Consider the following 20947-nt stretch of genomic DNA (forward strand, 5'->3'; position numbering starts at 1 on the left):
CTCTCCCAGTTGTTTATCAATACTCGTGCAGATTCAACGAAACCTATTTAGTGCCAGTACGACATTCTTGAACTAACTCGGGTTCGTCCCGTCCTTTCTTCGCCCCCAATCGGTCCGCCGTACCATGGGAGTCATACTCGCCGCCTCCCAACTGCGTCATCCTCGTTCCGGCTCGTCTGTGGGTGCCCCCGACGGGACGTAACCCGGCCGCATTCACTCATGAACGAAACAGACCTCCCCTGTTCGGACTGTGGGAGCGCCCTCACCGAACGAACGATTCCCGCGACGGACCTCCCACTCCCAGTAGAGACGGAACAACCAATTCAGGTCGCCATCTGCCCGTCCTGTGAGGCCCGCTACTATCCAGAGCAGACACTCACCACCCTCGCAGGAACACCGGCCGACCCAGCACGCCACGGAGACCGGTAAGCCGAATGGACAGCAGCTGCGCACACACTGACGACGGGTACGGCAGTCAGTTCCCTGCTATCTTCGAGACTGGCGCGACAGTTCTCGTCGCCACAGCCGGGTCACCAGCTGACTACGACATCGACCTTGAAGCGCTCGCAACCTTCGGAACCGGGTTGGATACGGCTATCGTCGTTACGACGGCGACGCCCGCGACGGAAACCATCGAAGCATTCGCTGCACGGACCGGCGTCAGCGAACGCCCAGCTCTCAAACTGGTCGATGCAACAGGAACCCGTCCTGCGTACGGCGCACCATACGACGAAATTCCGATTCTCTCCACGACTGGCCCGGACGACCTTGAACGCCTCCTCGTCGCGCTCGCCGACCTCACAGAATCCTCGGTTCGGTCGCCAGCTCGCCGCCATCTCGTCGTTCGCTCGCTCTCGCTGCTACTCGAAGCCAATCCCGTCAAGCGCATCACGACCGTCCTCGAACGAATCCGCGCATACCGGTCGTCCTCTGGACTCTGTCTGTTCGGCTTCGACTACACGAACTACGACGAAGCGACGCTCGCTGCGCTCTCTGAACACGTTGACGGTGTCCTCTGGGTTCGAGAGCGAGCTGCCGACCAACCCGCCTTCGAGTACGAACCGACGACCCACCAGCTATGACACACTCCGACATCGACGTTCCCGCAGAATGGCGCGTCCAGCAGCCCGCCGACCAGCTACGCTCGCCCACGAAGTGCTACTATCGGACATCGACCGGCACCACGTTCATCGTCACAATCGTCCCGGATGTCCCCGACGGCGACGGCTATAGTCTCCGACTCTCGACGGAAACACCGACGAACGTCCGCCACGACTATCTCGTGGACCGGTACGACTCGTGTCAGACAGTCACGTCGGCAGCCGAGTCGTTCATCCCGCACCTCACGCGGCAAATCCGGAGAGACAAACTCTCCGCGTCCGACCCGAGCATCGACGCAGTCCAACGGACGATCAAGTCGTTCAGAGAAGAGTCTGTTCTCCAGTCGCTCCGTCGAACCATCGGCCGGCTCTTGTAGTACGCGACGCGAGAACACCCGAGAGCGTGGATACGACTTCTGCACTCTCGGCGGTGTTATTCGACGATTTGGATGGTATTGCCGTTTGAGGTGACGTGGAGGTCGTGGCCGACCTCGTAGCCCTGACTCTCCGCGAGGCTGACGTACCCAGAGAATCCTTCCATGTTCTGGTGGGCGGGGATGAGGTGATCGGGCTGGAGGGTGTCCAGCATCTGGTAGTGTCCCTCTTGCCGGAGGTGGCCGGAGACGTGGACATCATCGTAGATACGCGCGCCCTGCATCCGCAGCAGTTGCTCGCTCTGGTAGCGCTGGCCCTCGTTGGTCGGCTCCGGGATGATACCCGCCGAGAATATGACCTTGTCGCCCTCTTCGAGGTCGTATGCAGTTTCGCCACGACCCATGCGGGTGAGCATCGCGCGCGGCTCGCCTTGATGGCCGGTGACGATAGGCAGGAAGTTCTCCTTGCCCTCGTTCATGATGCGCTCGAACGCGCGGTCGACGCTCTTGCGGTGCCCGAACATCCCAAGGTCGTTCGTGAACGAGACAGCGCCGATGCGTTCAGCCGCGCCGGAGTACTGTTCCATCGAGCGGCCGAGCAGAATCGGCTCCCGGCCGATGTCTCGAGCGAACTCGACGAGGCTCTTCACGCGCGCGATGTGGCTCGCGAACGTCGTGGCGACGATGCCGCCGTCGTAGTCCTCCATGCTCTGCATGACATCCTTGAGTTCGCTGCGCGCGACGGACTCGCTGGGCGTACGGCCTTTTCGGTTGGCGTTGGTGCAGTCCTCGACGTAGCAGAGGACGCCCTCGCCTTCGCGGCCGATTTCGCGGAAGCGCTCCATGTCGATGGGGTCGCCGATGACCGGGTCGTGGTCCATGCGTTTGTCGAGGCCGTAGACGACCGCGCCCTCCGGCGTATGGAGAACGGGGTTGATAGCGCCGATGACGGAGTGGGTGACGTTGACGAATTCGAGTTCGACGTCGTCGCCGATATCCATCGTCTCGCCGGCCTCCATCTCCACGAGGTCGTTGTCGACGCCGAACTTCTGCTCGCCCTCGATTTGGCCTTTCACGAGTTCGAGCGTGAACGGCGAGGCGACGATGGGCGCGTCGTAGCGGTGCGCGAGCTTGCTGATTGCGCCGATGTGGTCGAGGTGGCCGTGCGTCGGCACGATTGCCTGCACGTCGCCCTCGAGGTCGTTCATGATGCGGTCGTCGGGGATAGCGCCCATATCGATGAGGTCCAGCGAGTGCATGCCCTCGGTCTCGATGTTGTCGTGAATCAGTACCTTCGAGAGGTTCAGCCCCATGTCGAAGACGACGATGTCGTCCCCGGCACGGACCGCAGTCATCTGCCGACCGACTTCCTCGTAGCCGCCGATTGTCGCAATTTCGATTTCCATAGTAGGTCCGATCAGAGTAGTCCCAGTACTCCGTCAGGAGGACGCCCGGAAGAGGAGAGTAGGGAAACAAACGCTAGCAACAACAGCGGACAACGGCGTGTGACGGCCGATGACCGTATTCAGCCAGCGTAGACACCCGACTCGGGGACGACGCGTGTTTCGGTTACCTCACTGTAGGTGCCCGCCACGTAAATACCTCGGGAACGAGTCCCCTGCACAGCCCTCGACATAGCGGCCAGTTGTTTTTCCTTAGTTCGTGTCGTCTTTCCGCACGGAATGCCCGAAGAAACGATTTTCCGCGTCTCATCGCGACGCACGCAGGACGATATCGCCGACTCACTCCGCACGCTTGCGGAGAAACTTGAAACGGGTGAAGACGTTACGTTGTCAACTGATGACGAGTCAACGACGGTGACCGTGCCGGACGAACCCCGATTCGAGGTCGAAGTCGAGCAGGAAATTCCGTCGTCTGGCGGCCAAACGGAAACCAGCATCGAGGTGGAAGTTGAGTGGAAGGAAGGAGCCGACTCGTTCACCATCGAGTGAGCGTCTGTTTCGTTCATCCTCGAGGTGACGGCGGCCACCAGCTAGCTGGAATTTGATAATATCGAACTCACCGGGATAGAAGAACACATCGTACACCTTTTGCCTCAGTCCGACGAACGTAGTCGTATGGGTTTCGGTAGCTACGACGAGTCCGAACAACAAGACCAGAACGTCGAGGCGGACGAGGACAAGGGAGTCAACGTCCACGAGAACGACCACGAGGGCGACGTTCACTTCGAGACGGACGCTTCGACGGACGACCTCGTCAACCAGCTCAAAGACATCAAAGACGACTAACGGGCAGAACTCCGGGAGACACGTACTAGAATCCCGTACCCGTTCCGGGAACACAATTCATTTTCCGAGGGCGTACGTACTGTCCAAGGTGCCTCTAGATGACGTGCTTCGTGAGCGTGTCGTCTTCTTCGGTGGGAAAGCGACCGGCGTCGAGTGCCCGGACTGCGAGTTCCGAAGCCGAGACACCGACTTGTCCCCGCACAACGTTCGGGACGTGACGTGTCCGGACTGTGGGACGACAATTCTCACTGAATCTCAGATGTCGGACCTCCGGCAGTCAGGGAAACTCTAAGAAACCGTCGACGGGCGCTCTTCGCTGTATTTGGTAGGTATCGAACCGAGTGTTCGCGTGGATACGTTTCTGCTCGTGTTTTGGCATACATCGTGAAGCTACTGGCTAGCTTCGATGGTAGCTAGTCTAGCTCATTTACTGAAAATACAGAGTTTCGGTGCAGTGAGGAGCTGCTAGTAGAAGTTTGATGTGGAGTAGCCAAACTCACAGAGGGATTTTTCAAGGAGCGGCGTTCCATATACCGTAACTACTAGTAGACTCACAGAAAACGATACCACCCGTATCACCGGCGCTTATTGGAGAAATACCGAAGATATAGTGCGCGGAAGGTTATTTTCTGGTGCGCTTTCTCTTCACCAGTGTGTCCGGTGCAATAGCCGCTTAATAGGGCTACAAGTTGAATACGACAGCGATTAGATTCGCTCTGTCTGGTTACTTACTGTCCTCTGTTTCTGGTGGTAATTGTAGGTAGTCGGTGAGCGTCAAATCAGTAGAAGCCTCTCTTAGCCAGTCGTCGTCAGGTGGCCCATCTTCCAGTGATTCTTCCAGTTTGTCCCTCAACGATTTCCTTGAGTCAACAACCCTATTCGCAGTTGGTTAAGACGATATTGACTGAGCCAACCTAAGCTACCCGCAACTGCCGGACCGTGTGAACACTAGGACGCTCGCAACCCAACTCCTCAGAGAATCCGCGCCAAACCACGTAAGCCCCAGAATCTTTCCGAATACCCGTTCACACGGGATTCTCGATCTCGTGTGTATATCTCGAAAATCAGTTCTCTCGGCGTCAAGCCTGAGGAGCGAGTTCAATACCCTACACCTTCAACTACCAGTGATAGCCACTCCACTTACCGAATCAATCTCTGTCTCATTCACTATTAACGACTCACGTCCATCATTTGCTAAATCGTCAATATCCGTCGTCGCAAGCTCGGTGCTCCCAGATGTTCTCTTCGCTAAATCGTGGGCATCAACACAAACCCAGTAGTCCTCTTCTTTATCCTCTCGAATATCTTTGAGAGCATCGTGTAAGTCTGGATAATCCTCTTCTCGGTTCCACTGGACAACCAATCTATCAAATTCCTTTTTACGGTCGCTCACATGGGACTCCATCCCACGAGCGAAGTCTCGAAGTTCCTCGACTACGTCACGTGCGTTAGCAAATTGCTTCCCCTCGTAGTACGCCTTTAGATACTCTGCGGCTCCACTATCCTTTCTATCAAGGTGGCGACGAACATCCCTCAATTCCATGGGGCCTATCTCTGAATCGTAGTTCTGGTCGATATATCTAGCGTGTTTCAGGACGGCACTCCGGTGTTGTTTGATTTTCTCTTTCCGTTTTGCCTCGTATATTGAGTCAATATGTTCAGTAAGGTAGAAATCCTTCCCTCCATTGAGATAGGTTCTGCATTTCTGATGATGGAGGTCAACAGGAAAACAAAAACCTAGAACAATTCCCTTATCAAGAAAAGCATTATCCGACATTGTTATTGGTGGGATTCAGTCAAGATAACTTGGTCGTAACTGTCTGAGAGTTCGTAAAATATCTCGCTTGTCGGGCGCTCTTCGATCAATCCTTCACGAACAGATTCTAGCCTTGTATCTAACTCTTCGATGTGTTTTGGCTTCTCCTCTAGCCAAGACTCTAAGCGTCTTTCTGGGATATTCTGTCGATAGAGGAACCGAAGAGTGATCTGACTTAGCTTCTCGATGAAAAACTCCAAGAATGCTAATTGTCTCCCAGGGTGCGCATTCTCTTCAACGAGCATCCGCATCGTATCTTCCCACGTCAAGAAGTAGTGATAGACTTCCTCATACTCCTCCTCAGGATACGTACGGAACATCTCATTTAGCAGTTCTTCGGTTTGTGAGAGTTCGGAGGAGAAGTGGTCTAACGATTTCAGTCCTTCCTCATGAGCCTGCGATTCAGCAGAGAGATGCCATCTAAGGTCGCTATATGTTCTGATGAACTCATCGTGAGCGTATTCACGATACTGGAGTTGCTCTAGCTGCTTCCGGTTTTTCGTGCCATGCTCCTGAACAACAGAATTTGCAGTTCTGAATATGGCGTTTTTCAGGTCTTCCTCAAGAGAGAAGTCAGCCTCACTAACCTGATTAGCTGGATAGTACGCCTGCCCTTCTTGGTGATTAGCACTAGGCGCGAAGATAACTGCGGGGTTTATCGAGTGTTCTTCAACTACCTCGCCATATTTGTACCAGTGGCGAGGAAATCCAATATTGACGCCTTCTTTCTCTATCAGCCGGCGGTCCGTGAGACAGGATAGTTTGAAAAACTTCGTTCGACCAGTCTCCTGATTGTCCTGTTCCCGCCGTTCCATCAAAACACGGTATACTAGATACTCAGAGGCTCCCAAATCGTACGTGTTGCCGCCTGAGCTATCTGGTTGTGTCATACTATTTGGAGGACTTCGATTACGCGTTGTCAGGTTATATCTCGTCAAGCACTAAAGTGTATGCGAATCGGTTTAAGTTGGTTGAGGGAATTTCTTCTTAATTAGTCGTCTTTGGGGCACTATCCTAATCAGAGGCGGTGTGTAGCTATTTGTATAAGGGACAACTTCGGCTAAGTCGGGCTGAGGTGTGCGGCGTGTTTTGTATTGGTGGATTTAGCCACACCAGCCAGTGAGTAGTAGTTACAGCAGAACGCTGGTGCGGTTAAAGGACGCCTGCCAGCGAGAGCAGTGACGTTGACACGCAGTACCGCGCCGACGATACCCATGTGAAAAACCCTTCAGGCTTGAACTCCTCCTAATCGGCGACCGACGCCAAAGGGTACGACATCCAATGTGAACGCAGGCGCGCATCCCCAGTATGTAGGCGAGGGGTGCATACTTCACACTCGTATAATCAGGACCCCGCACGAAGGCGAGCGAATTATTGTGGTGGTGTGGCGTCCTACGCCTTCATTCAGAGGTAGTCTCTGGTAGTTGTCCAATGTATTTGTGGGCAGAATACCACGCCACTAGGATAACCGCGGTCCACAGAGCTATACCGGTAATCAATGTGATCCTCCCTGGCCAAGTTCCGAATTCCGGAGGCCAGAATCGGAGAGAGATTATGGCGAGAGCGATGTACGCGGCGGCTGCTACAGTTATCAAGGCATAGGTTGGGACGCGGTACAAAGATCGATCTATCAAGCCATTTCCGACACCGAAGAACCCGCCGTATTCGTGTTCCCAGTTAAATTTGCTATTTACTGTTTTGAGGTCTTCCTCGATTGCATAGAGATGCCGTGCGAGCGCTCCGATTTGGCGATATGTTCGGGCAGATTCGATATAGAGCAAACCCAGAATAAATGGTGTGACTGCAATCACCGCGTGATTTCCCGATAGAAGCCCGTATCCAATAATTGCACCAATAACAGTTACGCCCCCGGTTAGCCGCTTTTGCTGTAGCTCAATACGTAAATGGGTCTCTTCACGGAGAACCATGTACTTCTCTTTTAGCAACTCGAGACTCTCGCCGTCTAAATTCGTCGAAGAGTCGGGACGAGTCCCGTCCTCCTCATCCGATTCGCCCATATCGTGATGCATCAACTGAAAACTTATAGAATCAACTCCTATAACCATCTATTTCAATACTATACTTGAGTAACGAGACGCCACCGACATGGGTTTGTCGCGCTCATACACACGAGCGGGTTTACCTAGGTATTCAGTCTTCTAAATCGTGTACGGCGTCAAATCCGTGAAGGAGTACTGGATGTGCCCATCTAATTAACGGGTCGTCTTGTGTAGCGGTCCCACCTAAGACTGCTTTTGTGCTATCATTCGGAGACCAGATGTGGTAGTGCTTCCACTTTGTGTCACTATGCTTCCAAAGCAGAGTTTGGTTCCGGAATAGGACCTCTGCTCCACTCTGGAACGGAAGTAGGACTCCAGGAGCTGTATCCCCTGGTTGAAATTCATAGTCTGGTTCGTGATTTTCGGGGGAAAACCCGCCACAGATATCTTCTTTACCCCCGGTAAATACCTCGCCAACAAGCTCCACACCAGAAGGTAGTTCAAAGGGCTCATCACCACTCACAACGCCGATGACTTCGTCACACTGGCCGCAATATAATGTTCTCGAATCAGAACTATCGTAAACCTGTTTAATATCCGTGCCACATTCCGGGCACTGACTGGGAACCTTGTACCTCGGGTTAGAATCTTCCATACAATTCAGTAATATATTCCAAATGTAAATATTCTATCTCGGCTGCGCTGTGCGGAACTATGGGTAGTATTTTGGATTGGTAGCTTTGGCCACACGAATCGTGTTCTGCGCGTAGGGGGAGGATTTGGTGGTTGTGTTAACCAACAGAATGTCGCCATGAACTACGAGTGTTGGTTAACAGATGAGGCGCCCGGCCAACAACTGTTATCGGAATACGTCCGTGCGGTACTCGCCGGACTACGCGAGTTCTGCGACAGCATGAGACGCTATGTGTCTTCGTATTCTTTGAGTGTGACTTGGGAGGCGTCGAGGCCGGCTTTCCGGGGGTCTTGCGAGGAGAACTTCCTCGACAAAGCAATCCGGGCTTCGTAGCTGAGGACTGCGATTGTGGGGATGGAGAACGCGAGAAGTGGGGTGAGCTGTGTTTGGAGAATTAACTCGCCAGCAGCGTATGCGAAGAGGATGAACGCGGGTGGCCAGAGTGCGGGGAGCGTGCGGTAGCCGTGGTTGATGCGGTCACGGACGGGCTGGTAGAAGAGCCAGTCAAGAGCGGTAAGCCACCCAGCGAGCACAGCCACCAACAACACACAGCCGATGGCGATGTTCAATACTAAGCTATAGTTGACAGTCGAACTCACCCAGGCTGGGTCGGGAACATCATTCCAAGTGCTGGCATTCGTGAGCGCCCAGTAGATTCCGACGAGAACACCACCGACAAGCCCGATTTTACCGCCGGGTCCACCGGCGACGACAGCCCCGAGAACCCCACAGAGAAGACAGGACGCGATTAGTATCCCTGTAAAGGAGGCAAGGACACCAACAATAAACCCAAAGCCGCCGCTTGGTGCGCCTTCTTGAATCGCCACCCACGAGATCGCACACGCAACGACACTACTGCCGATAACTGTCGCTACAGTCGTCCAGCCCGACCGCGACGTATCCTCATCCCGATCACGCTCCCACACACCATCATATGGACTACTATACACGCTAAACGCGGTTAACGCCACATAGATACCACTCCATACGATCGTCCCGTTAACTCCCTCAAGCACCCCCACAAGATCAACACCGATGACGAGGACAATCGACACGACCAGATTTCCAACCCAGTACCAAGTAGCTTGAAACCCAGGTCCAATCTTGTCTTCGCCTTCAGGTACATCCCCGTCGGATGATGACCGGGTACTGGAAGCAGACGATGTCGACTGTGAGGAAGCGGTCGCTGCTGTGCGCCCAGCTGTGGATTGCGTGGAACCAATCGATGGTGTGCTTTGACTCGCTGCATCACCTGTAATATCGTGGGCGTGAGCGTTGTTATGGCAGGCTTCGCAGAGGGTTGTGAGATTCGAGAGTTGGTTTGTGCCACCACGTGATCGCGGGACGATATGATGAGCGTGGAGGGGGACGCCATCATCGCCAGCGTGGGGGCCACTCTCAGCGTCACAGTTCTGGCACGTCCAATTGTCGCGTTCGTAGACCGCTTGTCGACGTGCATCCCAGTCCGGAGGATACCGTCCATCGTGGGCGTCTTGAGAGTCCCAACGTGAGTTTATCCCATCCGATGCCATCTGCTTATTATCGGACTTAACGAGGTAGAATACTTACCAGTTACCACTCAAGCGTAAGCTAACCCACCCCTAAAGGGGTGGGCTTTCAGCGTGGACTCCCGCTCTGGCCGAATCTTCGGCAGGAGGGTCATACGCTCCGTTCGCGTTCAGCGTCCCGCTGTTCAAGCGCACGCCTACGGGTGCGCCTCCACCGGAGCCAGTTTGGTTCCGGCGGAGATACCGCAAGCCGATGTTCTTGGCGGCGTTGTAGTCGGCGTGGTTCTCGTAGCTGCACTTCAGGCACTCGAAGTCCTCTCTGTCGCGGTTGTCCGGGTGTGTGAACCCACATGTCGAACATCGCCGTGACGTGTTCTCCGGGTCAACCTGTGCTACGTTGATACCGTACTCTGCGGCTTTGTATTCGACGTACTCGTACAGGCGGTTGAACGCCCATTTGTGCCCCCACGATGCGCCGGTTCGCTCACGAATATCGGTCAAGTTCTCGAACGCAATCACCGAACAGCCGTGGGTGCGGGCTTCAGCCACCAAATCGTTCGAGATACGGTGGAGCGTGATCGTGAACCGACCTTCCTCTTTGCGTCCGACCGATTGGATGTTCTCGTGCGCCCACCGTGTCCCGCACTGTTGGAGCGACCCACGACGGGTCTCGTATTCGCGCCGCCAGTGGTCGAACTCGTCACCAGTCCAGAACGAGCCAGTTGAGGTAACTGCAAGATTCGTCACGCCGAGGTCGACCCCAAGAACCGTTCCGTTCTCGGTAGCTTGTTCCGGCGTATCAGACTCCACATCCGTCTTGCAGTGGATGTGGAGCATCCAGTTGCCGTTACTGTAGTGCAGTTCTGCCCCTGTGGTTTCGTACTCGTCGGAAAAGAAATACTCGGCGTGGGGCGTGTCTCGCTCCTCGTCTGGAAGGACGTAATCGGCTTCGATGCGACCGTCAACTGTTGCTAGCGACACGTACTCGTCGTGGAAGGTGGCGGTGCGGTGGTCGTAGACGAGGTGAGGGCTAGTGAAGTGAGGCATCGATCCCTTCTTGCCCTGTTTCCACTTCTCGACCACGCTCTTGCAGGCTTCGGCGGCCTTGTTGCGGGCGGCTTGGACGTGGTTGCTGTGTAACGCTGTCTCGTCGCGCACGTCCTCGTAGGTGTCGTCATGGAGCGTGGTCTTGCTCGTGGTGACGTATTCACCGTCGAACGCGTGGCGTGTCACGTAGTTGGCGGCCCACAGAAATTCGTCGACGGTGTCTTCGAGGAGTGCGGCGCTGTGGCTGTCCACGTTGAGTGCAATGGGGACAGTACGCCGCTTCTCCATACATCATATGTAATCTTGGTGATTAAAAAGTATTGGGGAGTCGGCCCTGCCGTAGTCGGTGGTTGGATACACGGAGCGTACGCGCTTCCTCCCACCCCTAAAGGGGTGGGTTTCCGCGCTGTACCACTATGAACTGTCTCCACCGGAGCCCTTCCCGGGACCGATACGCCTTGACGACAGCAAGGAGAGGGGTTTTGGGATTGATGGAGGATAGATGTGTAGACGTGCGGTCGATGAGCAGGTGCAAGCTGTGGTGGTTTCGCATCGGTCGCGTGGCAAGATTGAATACCCGACATGGTGTGCGGCCACTATGTCCGAGACCGAGCCGTTGGAACGACTCTGTGTCCATGAGAGTATCGACGAGAAGGTCCCTATCGACTCGTTTATCGATGCGCTAAACGACCTCCCGGTTCCTGTGGAAGTGATTGGCGATGACGATCCAGAGCTCGACGAGACGGATGCTGTCGCTTCTTACCGTCCTCGGGAGTGGTTTCCCGATGCTGGTTGGGTTCACTGTCTCCGGGCTGGGTACGATGAATTCGATACAGACGCGTACGAGAGTACTGGAACGCCGTTGACGAATAGTACGGGCATTCATGGGACGACGGTCGGCGAACTCGTGGCCAGCTACATGCTCATGTTCGCGCGTCGAATGCACGTGTATCGCGACCAGCAGAACCAACGACAGTGGTATGACCCACCGTACGAGCAGCCGTTCACTGTCGCTGGTGAAACAGTGTGTGTCGTTGGGCTCGGAACTATTGGCCGGGGAGTCGCAGAGTATGCCGACGGCATGGGGATGGACGTGATCGGTGTTCGCCGTTCGGATGAGGATGTACGCCATGTCTCAACAATTTATTCGCCGGCGGACTTGGACGAGGCCATCGACGAGGCTCGATTCGTCGTCGCGGCGGTTCCAAAAACACCGGAGACGGAAGGAATGTTCTCGACAGCGGAGTTCGAGCAAATGCGCGACGACGCCTATTTAATCAACGTCGCGCGAGGGCCAGTCGTCGACCAGCACGCTCTCGTCGACGCCTTGGAGGATGACGTTATCGCTGGCGCTGGATTGGACGTATTCGAAACTGAGCCGCTCCCGGAGTCGTCCCCACTGTGGGACTTTGAGGAAGTCATCATCTCTCCTCACGAGGGGTCGACGACGAACCGCTACCACCACGACCTTGCTGAGTTGGTGGAAGAAATATTCGACCAGTACCAATCAGGCAATCCCCTCCGAAATCGGGTCGCGTGAGAACTTCCCTCGCCCCGAAGGGTGGGACTTTCTCCTCGATTCTCTGTAAGGGTGTTCTGATTACCTGCTTGCTAGAACAACGGGGCACGAGGCGTTCAGCAATACGCTCTGTGCTGTGCTCCCGAAGATGACTTTCCCGACGGGTGATTTTCCTTTCCCGCCGATTACGAGATACCGAGGGTCGGTTCGGTCGACTTCTGCGAGGATTTTGTCTGTCGGGTCGCCGATGCGTCCCTGCGTTTCGACCCGGTCGGAGTCGTACTCGTCGAGGGATTCGTGGACGGCCTGCCGGGCGATTTCGGCCGCGCTTTGCTCTTCACGGCTGATGGTGAAGCTCTCGGACGCCGGCGTTCCCTCGAGTGCTGCTTTGTGTTCGTTGAAATCCTCTTTTGGGATGACGTGGAGGACACGCAGCTGCTCGTCGTACGCTGTCGCGAGCTCGTACCCGAGTTCGAGGATTTCGTTCGATTCCAGTTCTTGGCCGACCGCTGTGAGTATCGTCATGTGTGTTCTCCGTGGATGGGTTGCTGTGGGACAATCGGCAGCGTCAACTTACTGACTCCGCCGACCGGCCCGCTGCTAATTGATCGTGCTGTTCAGTTATTCGAACTCGCTTGATACGGCTGTCATCGACCCGTTCGACACTGAACTCGACGGCGCCGTGGTCGAACGACTCGCCTTCCTCGACTAACCGGCCGGCCCGGTTGAAGATGAAGCCGGCAATCGTCTCAAACTCCTCGCCCTCCGGGAGGTCGATATCGAGCGCGTTGTTGACCGCTTCGATGTTCACATCGCCACGCGCGCTAACACTGGTCTCGTCGATGACCGTGATCTTCTCTTCCTCTTCGGCACCGAGGAGCTCGCCGACGATTTCCTCGACGAGGTCTTCGGTCGTGATGATTCCCTCGGTCGTGCCGAACTCGTCGATAACGATAGCCATCTCGACCGGCTCACGGCGCATCTCCTCGAACAGGTCAGCCACGTTCTTGCTTTCCGGCACTTGGAGTGGCTCTTCGACGAAGTGGTCGAGAGATTCGAGGTCGCTTTCCCCGTACCGCCACTCCCGCACCAAGTCCGAGAGCGTCACAACGCCGATGACGTTGTCCAGACTGCCCTCGTAGACTGGCAGGCGCTGGTGCCCACTCCGGATGCACGTGGCGATTGCTTCGTCGATATCGTCGTCTCGATCGACCGCTGTGACGTCGAGTCGCGGCGTCATCACCTCCTTGGCGATGGTGTCGTCGAACCGGAAGATGCGTTGGAACATCTCGCGTTCTTCCTTATCGAGAACCCCCTCTCGTTCGCCCGTCTCGATCATCTGCTGGATCTCTTCGCGGGTGACGTAGGAGGTCTCGATAGTCGACCGCCCGCCAGTGACTCTGTTTATCACACGCGTCAGGTAGTCGAAGACGACGATCAGTGGGAGCAAGAGGTACTCGGCGAACTTGAGGGGTCTGGCGATGCGGAGTGCCCATGATTCCGTGTTCTCGACCGCGTAGGATTTCGGAGCGCTCTCCCCGAACAGCAAGACCAGGGCAGTGATACCGAAGGTCGCGAAAGCCACCGATTGCCCCTGTCCGAATCCGAGCATCACCAGTAGGCCGGTCGCGAGTGAGGACATCGCGATATTGACGAGGTTGTTACCCACGAGGATCGTCACGAGCAGCCGGTGGGGGTCGGACTTCAACGCTTTCAGTGTCTGCGAGCCAGGCACCCCGTCGTTGGTCAGAACCTCGACCCGGTGGTCAGCCAGCGAGAACATCGCGATCTCCGACGAGGAGAAGAACGCGGAGAGCGCGATCAGGGAGCCGATAAGGATGACCCCACCTATAGCGATGGCACTATTGGGGACGGTGACGCCACTGACGCGGACCGCCAGCGGCGCCACCTCCATCAACGATGCGTCCATCGCGGGGTCGTGCATCGATTACGCCTCCTCGACCGACTCCGTGACCGGCTCTCCATCGGCAGTCTGGGCCTCTGTCCCGGCGCGTTCGCGAGCGTACTGCGCCAGCAGTTCGCTGTCGACGTCCTCGACCGGGAAGTGGCAGGCTGCCTCGTGGTCGCCGTCTTTGAACGCGTCCCGTTCGGGGTTCGTTGAGCGACACTCCGCGCTGGCTTTCGGACACCGTGGCGCGAAATTACAGCCCCCGGGAAGGTTGACCGGGTTTGGTGGTTCACCCGGTAACAACACCCGCTGGCGATTGGTGCTGGGGTCCGTTTTCGGTGACGCGGCCAGCAGCGACGCAGCGTAGGGGTGTTTCGGGTTCTTGACGACTTCGCGGGTGTCGCCAATCTCGATGACGCGGCCGAGGTACATCACCGCCAGCCGGTTGGCGATCTGGGTGAGGCTGGCGAGGTCATGCGAGATGTAGACGATGCCGATGTCGCGCTCGTCGGCCATGTCCCGCAGGATGTTGAGGATGTTCGCTTTCAGCGACACGTCCAGCATCGATGCGGGCTCGTCACAGATGAGCAGCTTCGGTTCTAACACGAGCGCCTGCGCGATGGCGACGCGCTGGCGCTCCCCGCCAGATAGCTGGGCCGGGACTTGGTCGAGGTATTTTTCGGGTGGGTTGAGGCCGACATCGGAGACGGTTTGGCGGACCCGACGGTCGATGGTCTCCTTGTCATGCCCCTGGATTTTGAGTGGTTCGGCGACGGCGTCTTTGACACGCTGGCGTGGGTTCAGCGAGTCGAACGGGTCTTGGAAGATGAACTGGACTTGCGAGCGGAACTTCTTGGTGCTCTCCTCGAGCAGGTCATCGACAGACGTACCGTCAACGTGGATGTCACCACCAGTCCGTGGTTGTAGCGCGGCGATGACTTCGCCCAGTGTCGATTTCCCACACCCGGACTCGCCAGCCACGCCGAGAATTTCGCCTTCACGGACTGTGAGGTCGACGCCGTTGACGGCCTTGACGTAGTCCGGTTCGGCGCCGCGCAAGTCGTCGACAAGCGACTGGGTCTGTTTGAACCACTTTTCCAGATTCTCGGTTTCGAGGATGACGTCTCCCGTGTCGCGGGCCGTTTCATCGTCGCCGCCCGTGTCGATACCCCACGTATCGGGGTCGGTGGCCGCCTCACGCATGGTGTCGACGTCTTCGGGGTAATAGCAGGCCGACAGCTGCCCGCCGTTTGCGGTCAACGGTGGATGGCCGTCTTCGCATTCAGTCGTCGAAAACGGACACCGATTGCGGAAGACGCATCCGGACGGTTCCGCGGTTAGGTCCGGTAGTGACCCCGGGATGGAGATCGCTTGTTCGTCGAATTCGTCGACTTCCGGGAAGGCGTTCTGTAACCCCATCGTGTAGGGGTTGGTCGGGTTCGTGAACACGTCATGCGTCGCCCCCTGCTCCATTACCTTCCCGCCGTAGAGCACCGACACTTCGTCGCAGGTCTCGGCGACGACCCCGACGTCGTGGGTGATGAGGAGCATCGAACTATCCACTTCGTCCTGAATCTCGAGCAGTTTGTCGATGATCTTGTCCTGCACGATGACGTCGAGGCCGGTCGTCGGTTCGTCGGCGATGATGAGGTCCGGGTCGAGCGCGAGCGCCATCGCGATGGTGACGCGTTGGCGCATTCCCCCAGAGAACTCGTGGGGGTAGTCGCTCGTCCGAGCCGGGTCGAGACCGACGATCTCGAAGACTTCGGCGACGCGTTCGTCGGCGTCCGCTTTGGAGACGTCTTTGTGCTTGCGGATTGCCTGTCGAATCTGCGCCCCGACGGTCATCACAGGGTCCAGCGAGTCCATCGCACTCTGTGGGATGTAGGAGATTTCCTCCCAGCGGACGTCTTGCCACTCGTTCTCTGAGAGGTCGACCAGCTCTCGGTCTTTAAACTGGACGCTCCCCGATTGGACTTTACCGTTGTCGTCCAGTAGCCCGAGGATGGTCTTTGCGATGGTTGATTTCCCGCACCCGGACTCGCCGACGAGGCCGTAGTTGTCCTGTTCGCCGATGGAGAAGGAGACGTCGTTGACGGCGTGAATGTCCTTCTCCGAGGTTTCGTACGTGATTTTGAGGTTGTTGACTTCGAGTAGGGTCATTCTTGCTCCGTTTGCAGATCTGGGTTCACTAGCTCCTCGAACGCCCGGCCGACCAGGAAGACAGCCGTGGTGACGGCAGCGATACCAATGGCGGGCGGGAGGACCCACCACCACGCAACCCGCATGGCACCTGCGCGGAAGACCTGCTCGAGCATCCGCCCCCAGGAGGTCATCGTCGGGTCACCGAAGCCGAGGAACGCCAGTGAGGCGCCGGCAACGATTGACCACCCGAACGCGTAGGCGGTGTAGAGGAACCCGATACCGAGCACGTTCGGAGCGACGTGCAGGAACATCGTCCGCAGGTGGCCTGCCCCGCGTGCTCGTGCTGATTTGACGAAGGTCCGTTCTTTGACCGTCATGACCTCCGACCGGATGACTCGTGCGGGCATCTTCCAGAGGAACACGACGAGTACGGCGGTGATCAACCAGATGTTCGGGGAGACGAACGAGAGGATGACCAGCGCCATCGGCAGGAACGGGAGTGCGAACGTCAGGTCGGTCAGCCGCATCAGCGCCTCGTCGACGCGGCCGCCAAAGTACCCGCTCGTGAGACCGACGAGGAAGCCCAGGACGCCGGTGCCAATCCCACCGAACAGGCCGACGATTAGCGTCGGGCGTGCACCCGCGAGGAACTGACTGAAGACGTCCTTCCCGAAGGAGGTCGTCCCCATCGGTGCCTTCGCGGTGGGGCTTTCGAGACGCATCATCGAGCCACCGGAGCGCATCGTATGCTCGATGGGATGGTGCGGCGCCAGATACGGGCCGAACAAGCCCACGAAGACGAACGCCATGATGATGGCGAACCCAATTTTCGCTGAGGTGTCTTCAAGGACGACGCTCAGTGTACGACGTGCCCGCGACAGCTCTTCTTGCAGGCGATCTTTCGCTGTTTCGACGTCAAGTGCGTACCCAGACATTAGACATCACCCGCTTCGACGGTCGGGTCCAGTTTCGCGTAGGCGATGTCCGCGGCCAGATTCATCACAATGACAGCCAGCGCCATGATGAACACCGCGGCCTGGACCGTCGGATAGTCTTGATTGAGGATCGCATCGACGAGCGCACGACCGATTCCCGGCCACGCGAACACCACTTCCAGCGTAATGACTCCCTGGAAGAGCATGCCTGTCCGGAGCGCGAAGTACGTCACCAGCGGGAGCAGCGAGTTTCGGCCAGCGCGAGCCAGCTGTTCCATCTCCGATAGTCCCTTTGCGCGGTGGAGTTTGAGGAACTCCGACCCTTTGCGCTCGACGACGGAGTTCCGCGCAAGCATCAGGAAGTCCCCGCTGTAGAACAGCACTGTCGCCGTGAACGGGAGGATGTAGTGTTTCAGGAAGTCCATCGAGAGGTACGTCTCTGTCACCCCCTGTGGGTTGGCCACCGGGCTCCGCATGCCAAACGCTGGGAACCACCCCAGCCCGTACGAGAAGATGATGAGCAGGAGGATGCCGGTGACGAAGATCGGGGTGGCGCGGAAGAACGTCGTGGTGATGATTCCCGTCTGCTCGAACCACGACCCGCGGTTCCAGCCGGCGTACATCCCAGCGAGGGAACTGACGACTGCAGTTGTCACCAGTGCGGGTAGGAGCAATACCAGCGTGTTCCGCAACGCAGGCCCGAGAATCGACCAGACTGGCCGCTGTTCGGTAAGCGAGAGACCGAACTGGAACGTGAACAGGTTCTGGATGTACTTCAGGTACTGAATCCAGATCGGCTCATCGAGGCCGTACATCGCACGCAACTCAGCGACCTGTTCCGGCGTTAGTGAGCCGGAGGCGACGAGCCCGCTGAACGGGTCGCTGGGCAGGAACCGAAGCGTCGCGAAGATGATGCTAACCGCTACCAGAGTCAATATCGCGGCGATCGCCGTCCGTTTGATCAGGAATCGTCGAAAGCTCATGGTGTGGGGTGATTCTTACGAGAAGTCCGGCTGGTCGAGTTCGGAGCGCGTTGCGTGGCCGTGCTCGACCCGCTCGTCGAAGGCTTCCCAGGCGTCACCCTCCGGCCAGACGAGCATGTCGTTGCTGTCGAACGTGTAGCCAGCCTGTTCGAGCATCGTCTTGGCCTGCTCGGGGTTGTATTCGTAGGGTTCGGTCTCACCGTGGAACGGCGTCATCAGCGGCGTGAGGAGGTTCTGCCCGTCGATCGCTTCCCCCTGCCCTGTGAGAACGTTGTCGACGAAGCTCTGCTTGTCGAAGGCGTGGCTCAACGCAACTCGGAACGTTTTGTCCCGGAACAGTGGGACGATGTGGTTGAGGTGGACGTCCGTGGGCACGTAGTTGGGCGAGGTCTGTTTCTCGACGCCATCCGCTCGTGAAGCTCGATCGGCCTGTTGGTTGGAGACCGTCATCCCAATCGCGTCGATGTCGCCCGACTGCATCGAGCCGATGAGTGTCGAGACGTTCCCGACGTTGACCACGACCATCTCGTCGATACCGTCGCCGGCGACGAAGTACTCCTCGCCGATGAGTTCCCGGCGAGTATCGTCGTCCCACAGCCAGTGGTCCTCGTATTTCGAGAGGCGCAGCTCCTGGCCCTGCGACCAGTTCTCGAACTGGAATGGCCCAGTCCCGACGGGGTTGTCGGGGTTGTACTCGGAGGGATTATCGACATCCTCCCAGCGGTGCTTGGGAATGATGGAACTACGGACAGCACGCTGGGTGACGAACGAGGCGTCGGGTTCTGTGAGGTTGAACCTCACGCGGCCGCCGCCGGTGGTCGAGACCACTTCGACGCTCTCGATAGTCCGGTAGAACGGACCCTGCTGGGGCGCAGTGTGCTGTTTGTACTGTTCGACGCTGAACTTGACGTCCTCTGGGGTGAACGGTTCCCCGTCGTGCCACGTAACTCCCTCCCGGAGGTCCATCTCGACGGTGGTATCGTCGACGACCTCGTGGCCGGTCGCCAAGCCGGAGACGATATCCAGTTGCGGCGAGGCGTCGTAGAGCCCGTCGTAGACGTTCAGCAGACGCTTCTCTTCCAGTCCACCAGTCGACCAGGGGAGATTCGTCCCCTGCATGCCAGCGGTGACGCCCTTGACCCACGTCGTTGAGTCACCTTGCGGCTGGAGGTTCACCTGCGTCCAGATGAACGAGTCCCGGGTCGTCCCGTTGCCGGGTGTCGGCACGTATCCTTCCCAGTCTGCGGTGTTGGCGACGTTGATAACGTCAGGGAAGTTTGCGGCGATGAGGTAGGCGTCCTCACTGAGCTTGCGCTGAATCTCCTGACAGAGCTCGGCACGCGCTTCTTGGTCGCCGATCGTCTGCGCCTGCTCGTCGAGCAGCTCGGTGATTTCGTCGTTCTTGTAATTGTAGTAGTTCCCACCGGTCTCCGGGTGGGCACGCATCAGGAACGGGTTCGGGTCGAGGCCACGCTGCGGGTCGGGCCCGTGGAGGTTCATCACGACCGGCACCGGGTGGCCGATGTCAGCCCGCCAGAACTCACCGTACCTGGTGCTGGGCTGGACGTTGACCAGGTCGACCGGCACCCCGACGGAGTTGAACGAATCTTGGACCGTCAAGGCGAACTCGCGCATCCACGGCGTCTCCGACTGCGCGAAATGGGTCGTGACCGACGGGACTGACTGCCCCTCGACTGCCGTGTATTCGAACTGGACGGCCTCGTCGTTGACTGACTCGCCTTTCGTCTCGACGGGCCACTCCTCCCAGAACCGCGATTCGATGGAGCGACCATCGCCACTGGACTGAGTCCCACCGTTGTTACTCTGGTTGCCGTTGCCCCCGCAGCCGGCTAACGCCGAAATTCCCGCTGCGCTCGCGATGCTGAGGAACCGTCGACGCGACACCTCACCTTTCGTGACTTCGAACGGTTTTTCTCGCGACATTCCACTCCCCTCTTTCCCCCATACCTGCCTGAACTTGGCCCCGAAACCCGACAATCATCATCATTCTTTATATGGGAAAGTGTATCATGGAACAACCACACCCGAATACCACCCCAGATAGAGGTCAGTCACTCACGCGCGCGCGAGCCGAGGCCCGACGGGCCACACAGCCCTCATCAACAGCCGTCAATCGACGCAAACAACTGGCTCGATGGCACTACAGGTGCCTCCGCTCCCGCGTTTCAACCATCGGACCCAGCAACAGCAGCACCGCAACAACACTCAGCGCATGTACGGTACGCGTTCGCCGTCGCGAAAAACGAGGTACGCCACACCCGCGAAGTCAACCGCCTTCGTTCACGTCCTGGTCGCCAGAGAAGATCAGGTCGAACAACTGGTTTTCCGCGAGTCGCAGACGCTCACTAAGCGTCGACTGGGCGATGTCAAGCTCAGTCGCGATATCGTCTGCCGAGGCCCGACGCGGCGTTTCGAAGTATCCCAACTCGTGGGCCGTCTGGAGGACGTTCAGCTGATCTTGGGAGAGTTCGTTTCTGACCACGCGGCCGAGCTGACCACTCCCCAGCGGCGCACCCGTCGTCTCAACCTGATTCACGCTCAAGAGCTCGAATTCCCCGAACTGTTCTTGCAGTTTATCGGCGAGCCGCTGGAAATCGTCCCACTCAGCGACCGTAGCGACACCATTGAAACATTCCGGAGTGAGCAC

The 20947-nt window shown here is 57.5% G+C and carries 19 protein-coding genes and 1 pseudogene; 5 read left to right on the forward strand and 15 right to left on the reverse strand.

Annotated features, from left to right (window positions below; all coding sequences use genetic code 11):
* Positions 1-434 precede the first annotated feature (434 nt).
* Both HHUB_RS14340 and HHUB_RS14345 read left to right on the forward strand, forming a co-directional pair.
* A complete protein-coding gene (locus HHUB_RS14340) occupies positions 435-1082 on the forward strand; it encodes a DUF7504 family protein (RefSeq protein ID WP_059058710.1) in 648 nt (215 codons plus the stop codon).
* Positions 1079-1477, forward strand: coding sequence for a hypothetical protein (locus HHUB_RS14345; protein WP_059058711.1), 399 nt, complete (start codon positions 1079-1081; stop codon positions 1475-1477). The genes HHUB_RS14340 and HHUB_RS14345 overlap by 4 nt, the downstream gene beginning before the upstream one ends.
* A gap of 56 nt (positions 1478-1533) precedes the next feature.
* Here HHUB_RS14345 and HHUB_RS14350 read toward each other — a convergent pair whose 3' ends face one another.
* On the reverse strand, positions 1534-2880 hold the full coding sequence (locus HHUB_RS14350; protein WP_059058712.1) for a ribonuclease J: 1347 nt from the start codon (positions 2878-2880) through the stop codon (positions 1534-1536).
* Positions 2881-3156: 276 nt separating this feature from the next.
* On the opposite strand from HHUB_RS14350, the gene HHUB_RS14355 reads away from it, so the two are divergent.
* Both HHUB_RS14355 and HHUB_RS14360 read left to right on the forward strand, forming a co-directional pair.
* Positions 3157-3426, forward strand: coding sequence for an amphi-Trp domain-containing protein (locus HHUB_RS14355; protein WP_059058714.1), 270 nt, complete (start codon positions 3157-3159; stop codon positions 3424-3426).
* 126 nt (positions 3427-3552) lie between these two features.
* Positions 3553-3723 (forward strand): DUF5786 family protein, encoded by a 171-nt coding sequence (locus HHUB_RS14360; RefSeq protein ID WP_059058716.1) that lies wholly within the window; start codon positions 3553-3555, stop codon positions 3721-3723.
* A 1114-nt stretch (positions 3724-4837) separates the two neighbouring features.
* On the opposite strand, the gene HHUB_RS16815 is transcribed toward HHUB_RS14360, so the two are convergent.
* The 7 genes and pseudogenes from HHUB_RS16815 to HHUB_RS14380 all read right to left on the reverse strand — a co-directional run bounded on the left by HHUB_RS16815 (position 4838) and on the right by HHUB_RS14380 (position 11076).
* Positions 4838-5500: a hypothetical protein gene (locus HHUB_RS16815; RefSeq protein WP_143416451.1), complete on the reverse strand. Its 663-nt coding sequence runs from the start codon at positions 5498-5500 to the stop codon at positions 4838-4840.
* 2 nt (positions 5501-5502) lie between these two features.
* The gene (locus HHUB_RS16820) at positions 5503-6354 is read right to left on the reverse strand and encodes a hypothetical protein (protein ID WP_143416452.1); all 852 of its coding nucleotides are present in this window, start codon (positions 6352-6354) and stop codon (positions 5503-5505) included.
* 585 nt (positions 6355-6939) lie between these two features.
* Positions 6940-7569, reverse strand: coding sequence for a hypothetical protein (locus HHUB_RS16825; RefSeq protein WP_157534024.1), 630 nt, complete (start codon positions 7567-7569; stop codon positions 6940-6942).
* A 121-nt stretch (positions 7570-7690) separates the two neighbouring features.
* A complete protein-coding gene (locus HHUB_RS16830) occupies positions 7691-8194 on the reverse strand; it encodes a hypothetical protein (RefSeq protein WP_157534025.1) in 504 nt (167 codons plus the stop codon).
* A gap of 266 nt (positions 8195-8460) precedes the next feature.
* Positions 8461-9288, reverse strand: coding sequence for a hypothetical protein (locus HHUB_RS17400; protein ID WP_238324107.1), 828 nt, complete (start codon positions 9286-9288; stop codon positions 8461-8463).
* Positions 9289-9510: 222 nt separating this feature from the next.
* Positions 9511-9765: pseudogene (locus HHUB_RS17405) on the reverse strand (HNH endonuclease); the annotation flags it as partial.
* A gap of 69 nt (positions 9766-9834) precedes the next feature.
* Positions 9835-11076, reverse strand: coding sequence for an RNA-guided endonuclease InsQ/TnpB family protein (locus tag HHUB_RS14380; protein ID WP_059058593.1), 1242 nt, complete (start codon positions 11074-11076; stop codon positions 9835-9837).
* A 310-nt stretch (positions 11077-11386) separates the two neighbouring features.
* On the opposite strand from HHUB_RS14380, the gene ddh reads away from it, so the two are divergent.
* Positions 11387-12328, forward strand: a complete 942-nt coding sequence (ddh, locus tag HHUB_RS14385) for a D-2-hydroxyacid dehydrogenase (RefSeq protein ID WP_059058725.1) — start codon at positions 11387-11389, stop codon at positions 12326-12328.
* Positions 12329-12388: 60 nt separating this feature from the next.
* Here the strand turns inward: ddh and HHUB_RS14390 are convergent, their stop codons facing one another.
* The 7 genes from HHUB_RS14390 to HHUB_RS17410 all read right to left on the reverse strand — a co-directional run bounded on the left by HHUB_RS14390 (position 12389) and on the right by HHUB_RS17410 (position 20947).
* Positions 12389-12832, reverse strand: a complete 444-nt coding sequence (locus HHUB_RS14390; RefSeq protein ID WP_059058726.1) for a universal stress protein — start codon at positions 12830-12832, stop codon at positions 12389-12391.
* Positions 12833-12875: 43 nt separating this feature from the next.
* The gene (locus tag HHUB_RS14395) at positions 12876-14252 is read right to left on the reverse strand and encodes a hemolysin family protein (RefSeq protein WP_059058728.1); all 1377 of its coding nucleotides are present in this window, start codon (positions 14250-14252) and stop codon (positions 12876-12878) included.
* A 3-nt stretch (positions 14253-14255) separates the two neighbouring features.
* Positions 14256-16379, reverse strand: coding sequence for a dipeptide ABC transporter ATP-binding protein (locus HHUB_RS14400; protein ID WP_059058730.1), 2124 nt, complete (start codon positions 16377-16379; stop codon positions 14256-14258).
* Positions 16376-17296 (reverse strand): ABC transporter permease, encoded by a 921-nt coding sequence (locus tag HHUB_RS14405; protein ID WP_089649848.1) that lies wholly within the window; start codon positions 17294-17296, stop codon positions 16376-16378. The genes HHUB_RS14400 and HHUB_RS14405 overlap by 4 nt, the downstream gene beginning before the upstream one ends.
* Positions 17296-18279 (reverse strand): ABC transporter permease, encoded by a 984-nt coding sequence (locus HHUB_RS14410; protein ID WP_059058732.1) that lies wholly within the window; start codon positions 18277-18279, stop codon positions 17296-17298. Before HHUB_RS14410 ends, HHUB_RS14405 begins: the two co-directional genes overlap by 1 nt.
* Before the next feature lie 15 nt (positions 18280-18294).
* Positions 18295-20223, reverse strand: a complete 1929-nt coding sequence (locus HHUB_RS14415; RefSeq protein ID WP_082687284.1) for an ABC transporter substrate-binding protein — start codon at positions 20221-20223, stop codon at positions 18295-18297.
* A 343-nt stretch (positions 20224-20566) separates the two neighbouring features.
* Positions 20567-20947 (reverse strand): helix-turn-helix domain-containing protein, encoded by a 381-nt coding sequence (locus tag HHUB_RS17410; RefSeq protein ID WP_238324086.1) that lies wholly within the window; start codon positions 20945-20947, stop codon positions 20567-20569.

Source organism: Halobacterium hubeiense (genome assembly GCF_001488575.1).
GTDB lineage: Archaea > Halobacteriota > Halobacteria > Halobacteriales > Halobacteriaceae > Halobacterium > Halobacterium hubeiense.